The sequence below is a fragment of the Clostridioides sp. ZZV14-6009 genome (genome assembly GCF_020658095.1).
Lineage (GTDB): Bacteria > Bacillota > Clostridia > Peptostreptococcales > Peptostreptococcaceae > Clostridioides.
This window is the reverse complement of sequence record NZ_JAGWDG010000022.1, coordinates 1-13,345: the sequence shown is the minus strand read 5'-3', so window position 1 is coordinate 13,345 and position 13,345 is coordinate 1. Positions and strand designations below refer to the sequence as shown.

The 13,345-nt window shown below is 29.0% G+C and carries 11 protein-coding genes and 1 other annotated feature; all 11 genes read left to right on the top strand.

Annotated features, from left to right (window positions below; genetic code table 11):
- Positions 1 to 198: 198 nt before the first annotated feature.
- Positions 199 to 3,147, top strand: coding sequence for a sigma 54-interacting transcriptional regulator (locus KGF36_RS18040; RefSeq protein ID WP_227830180.1), 2,949 nt, complete (start codon positions 199 to 201; stop codon positions 3,145 to 3,147).
- Positions 3,125 to 3,589 (top strand): PTS sugar transporter subunit IIA, encoded by a 465-nt coding sequence (locus tag KGF36_RS18035; protein WP_227830179.1) that lies wholly within the window; start codon positions 3,125 to 3,127, stop codon positions 3,587 to 3,589. Before KGF36_RS18040 ends, KGF36_RS18035 begins: the two co-directional genes overlap by 23 nt.
- 81 nt (positions 3,590 to 3,670) lie before the next feature.
- Positions 3,671 to 3,973, top strand: a complete 303-nt coding sequence (locus KGF36_RS18030; RefSeq protein WP_227437087.1) for a PTS sugar transporter subunit IIB — start codon at positions 3,671 to 3,673, stop codon at positions 3,971 to 3,973.
- A 77-nt stretch (positions 3,974 to 4,050) separates the two neighbouring features.
- Positions 4,051 to 5,406, top strand: a complete 1,356-nt coding sequence (locus KGF36_RS18025) for a PTS transporter subunit IIC (protein ID WP_227830178.1) — start codon at positions 4,051 to 4,053, stop codon at positions 5,404 to 5,406.
- Positions 5,407 to 5,435: 29 nt separating this feature from the next.
- Positions 5,436 to 5,909: a hypothetical protein gene (locus tag KGF36_RS18020; protein WP_227830177.1), complete on the top strand. Its 474-nt coding sequence runs from the start codon at positions 5,436 to 5,438 to the stop codon at positions 5,907 to 5,909.
- A gap of 175 nt (positions 5,910 to 6,084) precedes the next feature.
- Positions 6,085 to 6,735, top strand: coding sequence for a class II aldolase/adducin family protein (locus KGF36_RS18015; RefSeq protein ID WP_227830176.1), 651 nt, complete (start codon positions 6,085 to 6,087; stop codon positions 6,733 to 6,735).
- A gap of 178 nt (positions 6,736 to 6,913) precedes the next feature.
- Positions 6,914 to 7,846: a biotin/lipoate A/B protein ligase family protein gene (locus KGF36_RS18010; RefSeq protein WP_227830175.1), complete on the top strand. Its 933-nt coding sequence runs from the start codon at positions 6,914 to 6,916 to the stop codon at positions 7,844 to 7,846.
- Between the two features lie 277 nt (positions 7,847 to 8,123).
- Positions 8,124 to 8,837, top strand: coding sequence for a 2-C-methyl-D-erythritol 4-phosphate cytidylyltransferase (ispD, locus tag KGF36_RS18005; protein WP_227830174.1), 714 nt, complete (start codon positions 8,124 to 8,126; stop codon positions 8,835 to 8,837).
- Positions 8,834 to 9,319, top strand: coding sequence for a 2-C-methyl-D-erythritol 2,4-cyclodiphosphate synthase (gene ispF, locus KGF36_RS18000; RefSeq protein ID WP_227830173.1), 486 nt, complete (start codon positions 8,834 to 8,836; stop codon positions 9,317 to 9,319). The genes ispD and ispF overlap by 4 nt, the downstream gene beginning before the upstream one ends.
- A gap of 94 nt (positions 9,320 to 9,413) precedes the next feature.
- Positions 9,414 to 9,622, top strand: a binding site (T-box leader).
- A gap of 63 nt (positions 9,623 to 9,685) precedes the next feature.
- Entirely contained in the window at positions 9,686 to 11,401 is a 1,716-nt protein-coding gene (locus tag KGF36_RS17995) for a proline--tRNA ligase (RefSeq protein ID WP_227830172.1), read from the top strand.
- A 123-nt stretch (positions 11,402 to 11,524) separates the two neighbouring features.
- Positions 11,525 to 12,970, top strand: a complete 1,446-nt coding sequence (proS, locus tag KGF36_RS17990; RefSeq protein ID WP_227830171.1) for a proline--tRNA ligase — start codon at positions 11,525 to 11,527, stop codon at positions 12,968 to 12,970.
- The last annotated feature ends 375 nt before the right edge of the window (positions 12,971 to 13,345 follow it).

Sequence of the window (13,345 nt, the reverse complement as noted above, 5' to 3'; positions counted from 1 at the left end):
AGAAAGATTTAGGAGAAAAGACTTTTTTGTTTTTTAAGATAGTATTATTTGTAAAAAATAAAAAAAATTTTCTTAATATTTAAATAAAAGAATAGCTTGATTTAAACGTTATAAGTTTATGAAGTAAAAAATGGCACAAAAAAAACACTATGTGGCATGTAAGTTGCTTATATAAATAGTAAGGAGGGACAATTACAAATGAGGCAAAGAATAAAAAACTTAATTGAAAATGAAGATAAAAAAAATCCTTTAACAGATGAAGCAATTTCAAGTATGTTAAATATTCGAAGAGAAGATGTTACCTTTTTAAGAAATGAATTAAAAATAGAAGATTCTAGACAAAGAAGAAAAGTTGTTTTGATTAAAGCTATAAAAGATATTGTAAAAGAAGAAAAAAATATAAATAAAAATGATATAACAAGAAGATTAAATAGTATTGGATTTACTGTATCGAGATTTACAGTTATACAGTATTTAAAAGAAATCCAAGATTCTGGTGATTTAAAACATGATAAAGAGCATGATGATAAAAAAGAGGAACTAAATGATAAAGAAGAAAAAATAGATGTAGCCTTTGATAAATTAATAGGAAGTAGTGGAAGTTTAAGTACAATCATCAAATTAGCTAAGGCAGCTATACTTTATCCACCTCATGGATTGCATACTATTATTATGGGTCCAACTGGTGTTGGAAAAAGTGAGTTAGCAGAGTGCATGTATAACTTTGCAGTAGAATCATCTAGATTTCCTAAAAATGCACCATTTATAGTCTTTAATGCAGCTGACTACTCAGAAAATCCACAACTTTTGTTATCTCAATTATTTGGTCATGTTAAGGGTGCTTTTACAGGAGCTGATGAAACTAAAGAAGGTCTGGTAACAAAAGCAGATGGGGGAATCTTGTTTATAGATGAAATACATAGATTGCCCTATGAGGGTCAAGAAATACTCTTTCAATTGATTGATAAGGGAATGGTTAGAAAATTAGGAGAAACAAAGCTTACAAATAAAATAAATGTAATGATTATTTCTGCAACTTCTGAACCAATAGATTCTCATTTACTTAATACCTTTAAAAGACGTATACCTGTGACAATTGAAATACCAGAATTAGTTGCAAGACCATTAAACGAAAGATTTGACATTATAAACAATTTTTTCTTGATAGAAGCCCAAAGAATGGGAGCAAACATACACATAAAATCAGATGTCTTAAAAGCCCTTATGCTTTATGATTGTATAGGAAATGTAGGTCAGCTTAGAAGTGATATTCAAGTAGCTTGTGCTAGAGGACTATTAAATCAACTTACAAATAAACAAAAAGAAGTAACTATAAATATATCAGATGTACCTGGGTATGTGAAACAAGGTCTTATAAGGATAAGAAATTGTAGAGGAAAGATAGAAAATTATGTAGATGGAGATTTAATTATAGATTCAGACTTTCAAATTGAGATAGAAAAGAAAAATGAAGATATATATACTTTCCCAGATGAAATCTACAAACTTACTGAAAGAAGACACATTGATTTATTAGAACAAGGTTTAGATTTTGATGTTATCAATAGGATTGTCGGAGGAGAATTAGAAAGCTGTATTCAGAAGTACATAAAACAAGTTAAAAAAGTTTCTATCACTGAGAATTTACCTGATATAAGTCCAATTGTTGGAAAATACATTGTAGAGTTAACTTATGAAGTAATCAAAATAGCATCACAGTATCTTAATTCATTAGAACCAAATCTACATTTATGTTTAGCTGTTCATTTAAAAGCAGCTTTTGAAAGATTAAAAGAAGGAAAGGTAATATCAAATGCGCATTTGAAAGAGATAATAGGAAATTATCCATTAGAGTATTCTGTAGCAGAAAAGGTAGCACAACATTTAAAGGAAAGATACAATATAAATTTGCCAAAAGAAGAAATAGGTATAATAGCAATATATTTTAAAATGAGTAGTAGAGGAGAAATTTCTGAACAAAAAAAGATAGGTGTACTTCTCATGGCTCATGGAAGAGTTGCATCATCTGTGTGTGAGGTTACCAATAAGTTATTAGGTATTAATCACGCAAGGTATTTGGATATGCCATTTGAGAAAAAGCCGGAAGAAATGATTGAAGAAGCTACTACTGTAATAAAAGATATTGATGAAGGAAGAGGAGTAATTATATTAGTTGATATGGGTTCACTTTCATACTTTGGAGATATTATCTCTGGAAAAACAGGGATTGATATAAGAACAATATCTAGATTTGATACATTACTCTGTATAGAAGTCATACGAAGAGCAGTTCTACCAGATTTAACAATAGATGAGATAGTTGATGAAGTTAAAAATATAGAGCCATTAGTAAAAGATAAAGTTAGTAAAGAGAACAATTCAAAAGTAGACAATAGAAAGCCTATAATTGTAACATTATGTATTACTGGATTGGGAGGAGCTTGTAAGATAAAGCAAAGTTTAGAGGAAAGTATTAAAGGGATAAATGAAAAGGTTGATATAGAGACTATTGGTATGATTGAATATCCAAGTCTTGATTTAGAGATAAAACAAATAAGTAATGAGAAAAATGTAATCGCAATAGTTGGAACAATTGACCCTCAGATACCAAACATCCCATTTTTTAGCCTAGTAGACATTAATGATAAAACAAAATTAAATCAAATAAATAACTTAATTGATACAAATCAAATTGCCAAAATAAATAAAAAATATGAATTATCTGATTTAATTCAAGAAGAAGATATATTTGTAGATTTAGAAATAAAATCAAAAGAAGAAGTTCTCAAATATATGAGCAAAAAACTTAGAGAAAAAGGCTATGTAACAAAAAATTTCTATAAAAAAGTAGTGGAAAGAGATAACTTATTTCCAACTGAGTTGTCAGATGGAATAGCAATACCTCATACAGATGGAATTGATGTAATCAGACCAGCAATAAGCATAGCAATCTTAAAAAATCCTATTGTATGGAGTAAAAACAAAGTAAAAATAATACTTCTACTAGCTGTAGACCAGAAATGTTTTAATCCATTGAATACTCTACTTACATTTATAGAAACAGATGAATTTAAAAAAATAAAAAACATTAAAGATAGAGATTTTATTAGGGAGATGATATTAGATGGAGTCAATGCAAATAATTAGTAGCAATTTAATTTTTAAAGATATTGAAGTATCAAGTAATGAAGATGCTTTGAAGTTTTTGGGACAACGTTTATTTGAGGAACAATATGTAAAAAAAAGTTATATAGAAGCAGTCATAGCAAGAGAGAAAAAATATGCAACAGGACTGCCAACAGGAATTTATGGAGTAGCAATACCACATACAGATATAGTCCATGTAAATGAACCAGGGATAGCTATTGGTATATTAAATGAACCTGTAAAATTCATAATGATGGGTACAGATGATACTGAAATTGATGTAAAGGTTATATTTATGTTGGCAGTTAAAGAGCCACAAGAGCAATTACAACTATTAGAAAGACTTATGACAATATTTCAAGATGAAAATATTTTAAATAATATTATTGATTTAAGTGAAGAAAGTGTAAGTGATTTATTAAATTCTAAACTGAATAATTAAACATACACAAATAGTATTAAAAATATAAAAAGTTATCAAAGATTTCTAATTACAGATATCTTTAAAAATAAAATAATTTTAATGGGGGTGAATAATGTGGCTAAAAAAATATTAGTTGCATGTGGAACAGGAGTATGTACTTCAACAATTGCTATAAACAAATTAAAGAAGGCATTAGAAGAAGCTGGTAAATTAGATAGGGTTAGTATTACGCAATGTAAAGTAGTAGAAGTGGCTTCAAAAGCACCAGATTATGATTTAATAATCTGTACTACACAAATATCTAGTAGTATAAAAACACCTGTAATAAATGGGCTACCTTTTTTAACTGGAGTAGGAATGGATAAATTAATCAAAGAAGTGCTTGAAAAATTAGAGTTATAATTTGAATTTTTAAATGAAATAGTCTCTAAAATTTTTCGGTTTTAGAGACTGAAAATTAAATAGAGGAGGAAGTTTAGATGGCGATATTAAATTTCATTGTTGGTTTGGGTGCACAAGTAATGATGCCAATAATAATATGTATTTTTGGCTTGATATTAGGTACAAAGCTTGGGAAATCTTTAAGAGCTGGTTTAACAGTAGGGGTTGGATTTATAGGTCTTAATACTATTATAGCTTTGTTAACAGATAACTTAGGTCCAGCTACACAACAAATGGTCAAAAATTTAGGGCTAAGCTTATCAATAATAGATGTTGGATGGCCAGCAGCATCAGCTATAGCTTTTGCATCAACAGTGGGTGCTTTAATTATTCCAATAGGTCTTGTAGTAAATATAGTTATGTTAATTACTAATACAACTCAAACTGTTGATGTAGATATATGGGATTACTGGCATTTTGCATTTACAGGAGCTTTGGTGGCAGGGGCTACACAAAGTGTTATGTGGGGTGTATTTGCAGCAGTAGCCAATATGGTAATTGTTTTAGTAATGGCAGATTTAACAGCTCCAGGTATAGAAGAATACTTAGGAATGCCAGGTATATCTCTTCCTCATGGATTTACACAAGCATTTGTTCCAATTGCTATAGTTGTAAATAAAGTACTAGATTTGATTCCAGGGATAAATAAAATTGAAATAAATGCTGACACATTACAGAAAAAATTTGGTCTATTTGGAGAACCTTTAATAATGGGGTCTTTAATAGGGATAATAATTGGTATTGCAGCGAAGTATGGCATAAAAGGTATATTGCAGTTAGGAATAACTATGGGAGCTGTTTTAATACTAATTCCAAAGATGGCAGCTTTGTTAATGGAAGGTTTGTTGCCAGTTTCAGAGGCAGCACAAGAATTTATTGAAAAGAGATTTAAAAATAGAGGTAAAATATACATCGGTTTAGATTCAGCAGTAGGAATAGGACATCCTGTTACATTATCAGTTGCATTAGTACTAGTACCTCTAACTATAGTTATAGCAGCTATCTTACCAGGTAATAAAGTTTTACCTTTTGCAGATTTAGCTGTAATACCATTTGCACTTGTTTTAATCGTCCCAATTACAAAAGGGAATGTATTTAGAACTCTAATAATAGGAATAGTTATTATTACTTCTGGACTACTAATTGCAACTAATTTAGCACCTCTATTTACCCAAATGGCTTTAAATGCAAGCTTTAAAATGCCTGAAGGAGCAACTATGATTTCAAGTATTTGTGATGGTGCAAATCCATTAAGCTGGGTATTTGTAAAAATTATGAATTACAAAGTAATTGGAGGAATAATTTTGGCTGTTATAGCTTTAGGGATGGCTATCTATAATAGAAGTAGAATAATAAAGGAAAATAAAGCATTATCTACACAAGATGAAGCTTAAATGTAATTTTATTAAGGAGTGTGTAAATTATGAAAAAATATATATATGATTCTAAAAGATATACAGTTAGTGTAACAATACCAGGAATTTTTATGATTTTAATATTGATTTATGCACTATTTAATAATTATATAAATCCTAGTATTAATATATATAGCCTGATGATAGTTATTTGTACTTATGGAGTATTTAATACGTTTGTATCTTCAAGTAATCCTAAAATGATTACTATGGACAATAAATACATATGTTTTAGTTCATTTAATATTACACATAAGTATGAAATTAAAGATATAAAAAAAATAAGAATAAGAGAATTTCATGGCAAAAAAATGTATCTAAAAATTAATGATGGTAGTTTTCTTAAGGGGAGATATTGGATAAAAACAAACATGTTTAATGGCAATATAGAATTATATAATTATTTTATTGAATTAGAAGAATGTTTGCACCCAGAATCATTAAAATTTAGAAATAAAAGCTTAAAGAGTAATGAACTATAAAAAATGAAAATTTCAAATTAAAATCGACTTGTGTTTAGTATAAGTATATAAGTTTAAATTTTATAAAGAGTTTTTAGAATTTTCAATTAAAATGTCAAGCGTAATATCTTATTGTGTAAGATATATAACAGGAACATATAAAACTATGTTTCTAATAAATGGGAGGATTTAGCTAATGTTATTAGAAAATTTGAGAAAAGAGGTATTACAAGCGTCTTTAGACCTTCTAAACTATAATTTAGTTACATTGACAGGAGGAAATGTCAGTGGAAGAGATGAAGAAACTGGATATATAGCAATCACACCAAGTGGAATGGATTATAGAAATCTTACACCAAGTGATATTGTTGTAATAGATATAGATGGAAATACTGTAGATGGTAAATGGAAAGCATCAGTGGATTCACCAGACCACTTATATATATATAAACATAGAAATGATATAAATAGTATAATACATACACACTCTACATATTCAAGTTGCTTTGCAATTTTAAATGAGTCTATAGAGTGTGCAAGTACAACTCTTGCAAATGAAGTAGGAGGTTCAGTTCCAGTTGCAAAATTTTCACCACCAACATCTAATCAGATGGGAAAATGTGTTATTGATGCAATAGGTGATAAGAGAGCTTGTCTTTTAGCAAATCATGGAGTAATTGCAGTTGGACCATCTGTAAACCATGCATTTACAGCAGCAGTAATGTTAGAAGACGCAGCAAAAGTATATTATTTGGCAAAGTCAATTGGTACACCAGTATTATTGCCAGATGAAGAAATTCAAAGAGCTAGAAATGTATTTCTTAATGTGTATGGTCAGGACAAGTAAACCTAATAAAACTCTCAGAGTAATATAAAAACACAGATGTTCAGTAATAGTAAGGTGTTGTATTATGTTATAATAAGTTTAATGATTTAGAAAGAATAATTTAAAGTTAAATACTATGTAAACTTATTTAAATTTAAAATAAATAGGAAGATAAAATATAAAAGGAGTCTATATTTTTATGTATTACTTATTAAACAAAAACACCAATCCTTACTTTAATTTAGCTCTAGAAGAGTATCTATTTTTAAATGAGAAATATAATGATGATATCATAATCATATGGAGAAATGAAGAATCTATTTTTATAGGAAAAAATCAAAATCCATATCAGGAGATACATCATGATGTTATTGAAAATGGCGAAATTCCCATTTTAAGAAGAATATCTGGTGGAGGTACTGTGTATCATGACTTAGGAAACATCAATATATCATTTATACAAAAAAATAGGAATCTTCATGAAATAGATTTTTTAGAACATACTAAATTTATGCAAAGTATGCTTTTATCATTTGGATTAGATGTATCTATAACAGAAAGAAAAGATTTATTCTTGAATGGTAAAAAAATTTCTGGTTCTGCACAATCTATAAAAAGGCAAAATTCTCTTTATCATGGAACTCTTCTTTATGATTCAGATTTAAATAAATTAACTAAGTATTTAAATTCAGATAAATCAACAGAATCAAAGGCAACTAAGTCTGTTTCAAGCAAAGTTACAAATATTAATTTTCTACTTAAAAAAGATATAAATTATTTTTTAGATTATTGTGTTAATTATATGAAAAATAATATAAAAAATATAAAAGAAATTGAATTAGACGATGATGATATCAAAAGTGTATACAATCTGGTAGAAGATAAATATAAAAAAACAGAATGGATATATAATAAAACGCCTAAGTTTCAAATAGTTTTACCAATTGATAATAAAAGGAAAATCAATGTACATGTTAATAAATGGAAAATATCAAAATGTTTTATTTCTTGTAAAGATGGTATAGTCAATATGGATAAATTGATAGAAGTAGGTTTTAACAAACAAGAAATAAAAAACAATATTTTAGAAAATTATCCAGATTACATGGATTTAATTGATTTAATATTTTAATACAAAACCTCTAGATTGATAAACTTGTTTTATATCAATCTAGAGGTTTAAATATTTTTTATAGATATACAAACTGTTACAAAGTTGTAAAATAAAAAGATGAAGCTATTGAAAAATCAATATAATTTGCAACAGACACACATATTTTAGGCTAGAAAATGGATATTACCTATTTATACAACTGAAAATTTAATATATAATTAATCAGATGGTTAAAATATAAAAACATTAAAAGTTTTAATAAATGATAGGTAAAAATAAAATACGAGGTGATACCATGTATAGTGTTATAATTGTTGCGGCAGGAAGCGGAAGGAGAATGAACTTAGACGTAAATAAGCAGTTCATAAAATTAAGAGAAAAAGAAATCATAGCGCATACAATTCAAGTTTTTTACGAAAATATAAATATAGATGAAATTGTGGTATGTATAAAAAAAGAAGAGGAAGATTTTTTTAAGGAAAATATAATAAATAAATATAACTTTAAAAATATAAAAATAGCATATGGTGGAAAAGAAAGACAAGACTCAATATATAATGGATTAAAAAAATTAGATAAAAATTGTGATATAGTACTTATTCATGATGGAGCGAGACCTTTTGTAGACCATAGAATAATAAATGAATCTATAAAAATGGCTAAAGAAAAAAAGGCCGTGGTTGTAGGTGTACCAGTAAGTGATACTATAAAAATAGTATCTGATGGTACAGTACAAGAAACTCCAGAAAGAAGTCTATTGTGGGCAGCACAGACCCCTCAAACTTTTGAATATAATCTTATAATAAATGCTTATGAACAAGCGTATAAAACTAACTATTATGGAACAGATGACTCAATGTTAGTAGAAAATATAGGGCAAAGTGTTACGATGGTAATGGGTTCTTATGAAAATATAAAAATAACTAGTCCAGAAGATTTAAATATAGCAGAACAAATATTAAATATGGAAAAAAGAGATGAAGTGAATAGTAGAAGGAGAATTGTATGAGAATAGGATTGGGATATGATGTACACAAATTGACAGAAGAAAGAAAACTTATAATTGGTGGAGTAGAGATACCACATGATAAAGGTTTACTAGGTCATTCTGATGCTGATGTATTGATACATGCAATAATGGATTCTATTTTAGGGGCATTAGCTTTAGGCGATATAGGGAAGCATTTCCCAGATACAGATGAAAAATATAAGGGAATAGATAGTATGAAATTATTAGAACATGTATATAATCTAATAACAAGTAAAGGATATAAAATTGGTAATATAGATAGTACTATAATTGCTCAAAGTCCTAAAATGGCTCCTCACATTGAGAGTATGAGAAAAAACATAGCAAAAGCTTTAAGTACAGATATTGAAAACATAAATATAAAAGCAACTACAGAAGAAGGTCTTGGTTTTACAGGAGCAAAACAAGGAATAGCTTCACAAAGTATTTGTTTATTATTATTGACAAGTCAGAATAATTAATATATTATTAGTAATAAGTTTAATGGATATCAAATAATAGGCCTATATAGAATATCTATAATATGTGAATTTAAGTAAAATTAATATAAATATAAAATTAGCTATGATAAAGAAATAGTAAAATGATGAAATCTTCACAGAGAGAAAACAGAGGTGAGAGTTTTCAAGAGGAAGTCTTTGAACCTGTCTTTTAGCTTAAAGGTATAAAAATCTTTACGGTAGGAACCGTTACATTCCCTAAAGAGAGCTATTTATATAGCTAACTAGAGTGGTACCGCGGAAATCAAACCTTTCGTCTCTATACTTGTATAGAGACGAGGGGTTTTTTATATTTTCAGGAAAACAATATTCAGGAGGAATTTATTAATGAAAATGTCTAAAATGTTTATGCCAACATTGAAGGAGATTCCAGCAGATGCTGAAATCACAAGCCATCAATTAATGGTGAGGTCAGGAATGATAAAAAAAATGACTTCAGGAGTTTATAATCAATTGCCAATGGGGTTAAGGGTATTCAAAAAAATTGAGCAAATAATTAGAGAAGAATTAAATAAAAAAGATTGTCAAGAAATATTATGTGCGGCTTTACTTCCATCAGAATTGTGGAAAGAATCTGGAAGATGGACTGCTATGGGTGCAGAAATGTTTAGGTTAAAAGATAGAACAGAAAGAGAGTACTGCCTTGGGCCAACGCATGAAGAAGCTTTTACTGACATAATAAGACAGGAGATTACTTCATATAAACAATTACCACTGAACTTGTATCAAATACAAGTAAAGTATAGAGATGAGAGAAGACCAAGATTTGGTGTTATGAGAACTAAGACTTTTACAATGAAGGATGCATACAGTTTTGATGTAGATGAAGCAGGGTTAGATAAATCATATCAAGATATGTTTGATGCATATGTAAGTATATTTGATAGATGTGGATTAGACAATAGCCCAGTACAGGCAGACTCAGGAGCTATAGGAGGTTCTACATCAGCTGAGTTTATGGTTAAATCAGAAGTTGGAGAAGATGAAGTTGTATTCTGTAGTGGATGTGACTATGCAGCCAATGTAGAAAGAGCAGAGTCTTGTAATGCAGTATCAGAAAAAGAAGAAATGAAGGAATTAGAAGAAGTTCATACACCAGGAGCATCTACAATAAAAGAATTAGAAGAGTTTTTAAATGCTTCTCCAGATAAATTTGCTAAGACTTTAGTATATGAAGCAGATGGGAAAACAGTTGTAGTTGTTGTAAGAGGAGATAGAGAAGTTAATGAAGTCAAAGTATCTAATGCAATAGGTTCTGTTATAGAATTTGCACTTGCTACAGACGATGTTGTAAGAAAAGTAACTAATGCAGAGGTTGGATTTGCTGGACCAATAGGAGTAAATGCTGATTATGTCTTTATAGATAAAGAAATTGTTGAGCAAAGAAATATAGTTGTTGGAGCTAATAAAACTGAGTATCACATAAGAAATGCTAACTATGGAAGAGATTTTAAAGGTATAGTTGGAGACTTTAGAAATGTTCAAGAAGGTGACAAGTGTATAGTATGTGGCAAACCTCTTGAAATAGCTAGAGGTGTTGAAGTAGGACACATATTTAAGTTAGGAACTAAATACTCAGAATCTATGAATGCAAACTTTATTGATAGAGATGGTAAATCAAAACCTATAATAATGGGATGCTATGGTATAGGTGTAGAAAGAACAGCAGCAGCTATAATTGAGCAACATAATGATGAAAAAGGTATAATTTGGCCTTTATCAGTAGCTCCATATCATGTTGTGATAGTTCCAGCAAATATGAAAAATGAGGAACAAATGTCATTAGCTGAAAAGATATATAATGATTTACAAGATATGGGTGTTGAAGTCTTATTAGACGATAGAGATGAAAGAATTGGTGTTAAATTCAACGATTCAGAATTAATAGGAATACCTATGAGAATTACAGTAGGTAAAAATATTGATGAAGGTAAAGTAGAATTTAAACTTAGATACGAAGAAGATAAAGAGTTAATTAAAATAGAAGAAATAAGTGAAAAAGTAAAAGCAGAATTTATCAAAAACAATGTTAAGTTAGGATAATAATTTAAAGAAAGCTACTGTATAGATAATCAGAGTTGTACTTTATAAATGCCCTTTTATCTATATAAAAAAGATAAAAGGGTGTTTTTGTATAAAAACATAATAAATGAGGAGGTAATTAAGATGGCAAAAAATGAAAAACAATTTGTTGAAGAAATAACAAAGATGGAAGATGATTTTCCACAGTGGTATACAGATGTTATAACTAAGACTGATTTAGTTGATTATGCACCAGTAAAAGGATTTATGGTCATAAAACCATACGGATATGCTTTATGGGAAAAAATGCAAGAATTTATGGATAAAAAATTCAAAGAAACTGGACATAAAAACTGTTATTTTCCATTATTGATACCAGAAAGTTTATTAAACAAAGAAGCAGAGCATGTTGAGGGGTTTGCTCCAGAAGTTGCATGGGTAACACATGGAGGAAATAAAAAACTAGAAGAAAGATTATGTGTAAGACCTACTTCAGAAACTATAATATGTACAATGTATGCTAAATGGCTAAAATCATATAGAGAGTTACCATATCTTTATAATCAATGGTGTTCAGTTGTTAGATGGGAAAAATCAACTAGACCTTTCTTAAGAACATCTGAATTCTTATGGCAAGAAGGTCATACATTACATGAAACAGCAGAAGAAGCACAACAAGAAACAATACAACAATTAGAAATATATAAAGCTTTATGTGAAGAATTGCTTGCAATGCCAGTTGTATCTGGTCAAAAAAGTGAAAGTGAAAAATTTGCAGGTGGTGAAAGAACATATACTATAGAAGCTATGATGCATGATGGGAAAGCATTACAATCAGGTACAAGTCACTTCTTAGGACAACACTTTACAAAAGCGTTTGATATTACTTTTGCAGATAGAGAAGGTAACTTAGCTAATCCATATCATACATCTTGGGGAGCATCTACAAGACTTATAGGTGGGCTTATAATGACTCATAGTGATAATAGAGGTTTAGTATTACCACCAAGAGTAGCCCCAATACAAGTTGTTATAGTTCCTATAGCTGCTAAAAAAGGCAATGTAATGGAAACTGTTGATAAAATATATGCAGATTTAAAAGCTAAAGGAGTAACTGTAGAAGTTGATGATAGAGATAACTATACAACTGGATGGAAATTTAATGAGTGGGAAATGAAAGGTGTACCAGTAAGAATTGAAATTGGACCAAAAGATATAGAAAATAATCAAGCTATGATATTTAGAAGAGATACTCTAGAAAAGAGTTCTATGCCTCTAGAAGGATTAGCTGATGCTGTATATAATTTATTTGATGTTATACACAATGATATGTTTGAAAAAGCAAGAAAACATAGAGAAGATAATACATCTGTAGTTGAAAATATGGATGAATTTAGAAAGGCCTTGGAAGAAAAACCAGGATTCATAAAAACTATGTGGTGTGGAGATGCTGAATGTGAGGCTAAGATTAAGGAAGAGACAGGGGCGACTATAAGATGCCTACCTTTTGAACAAGAAAACTTAGGTCACAAGTGTATATATTGTGGAAAAGAAGCAGACCATATGGTAGTAATGGCAAAAGCTTACTAGAATCAAATATTTAAATGTAAAAATAATTTAGCTGGGATGTAAAGTATTAAATACTTTATCCCAGTTTTTTATTGTTTAATATTCTACTAAGATTAATAATACTTTCAATGGGTGATAATAATATAACTGAGTAGATTAAAGATTTGAAAAAGTAAAATTTTAAATTTAAATAATGTTAAAGAAGATTCTAATAGCAAGGAACATGTAGAAGAAGGATTTAGAAATTACAATAAAATTGCCGAAAAGCCCCCTTCTTTAGATGTGGGGATGAAAGGCAAGGTCTTAATATAAATAAAAGTCAGAATAATACTTGCAACCTAACACTACGAATGATAGATTATGTGTAGGAGGTGTTAGTTTTTATGTATAAATCTA

Excerpts from the sequence above, each read along its gene's own strand:
- KGF36_RS18040 (WP_227830180.1), top strand. The coding sequence starts at position 199 with ATGAGGCAAAGAATAAAAAACTTAATTGAAAATGAAGATAAAAAAAAT.
- KGF36_RS18035 (WP_227830179.1), top strand. The coding sequence starts at position 3,125 with ATGGAGTCAATGCAAATAATTAGTAGCAATTTAATTTTTAAAGATATT.
- KGF36_RS18030 (WP_227437087.1), top strand. The coding sequence starts at position 3,671 with ATGGGGGTGAATAATGTGGCTAAAAAAATATTAGTTGCATGTGGAACA.
- KGF36_RS18025 (WP_227830178.1), top strand. The coding sequence starts at position 4,051 with ATGGCGATATTAAATTTCATTGTTGGTTTGGGTGCACAAGTAATGATG.
- KGF36_RS18020 (WP_227830177.1), top strand. The coding sequence starts at position 5,436 with ATGAAAAAATATATATATGATTCTAAAAGATATACAGTTAGTGTAACA.
- KGF36_RS18015 (WP_227830176.1), top strand. The coding sequence starts at position 6,085 with ATGTTATTAGAAAATTTGAGAAAAGAGGTATTACAAGCGTCTTTAGAC.
- KGF36_RS18010 (WP_227830175.1), top strand. The coding sequence starts at position 6,914 with ATGTATTACTTATTAAACAAAAACACCAATCCTTACTTTAATTTAGCT.
- ispD (WP_227830174.1), top strand. The coding sequence starts at position 8,124 with ATGTATAGTGTTATAATTGTTGCGGCAGGAAGCGGAAGGAGAATGAAC.
- ispF (WP_227830173.1), top strand. The coding sequence starts at position 8,834 with ATGAGAATAGGATTGGGATATGATGTACACAAATTGACAGAAGAAAGA.
- KGF36_RS17995 (WP_227830172.1), top strand. The coding sequence starts at position 9,686 with ATGAAAATGTCTAAAATGTTTATGCCAACATTGAAGGAGATTCCAGCA.
- proS (WP_227830171.1), top strand. The coding sequence starts at position 11,525 with ATGGCAAAAAATGAAAAACAATTTGTTGAAGAAATAACAAAGATGGAA.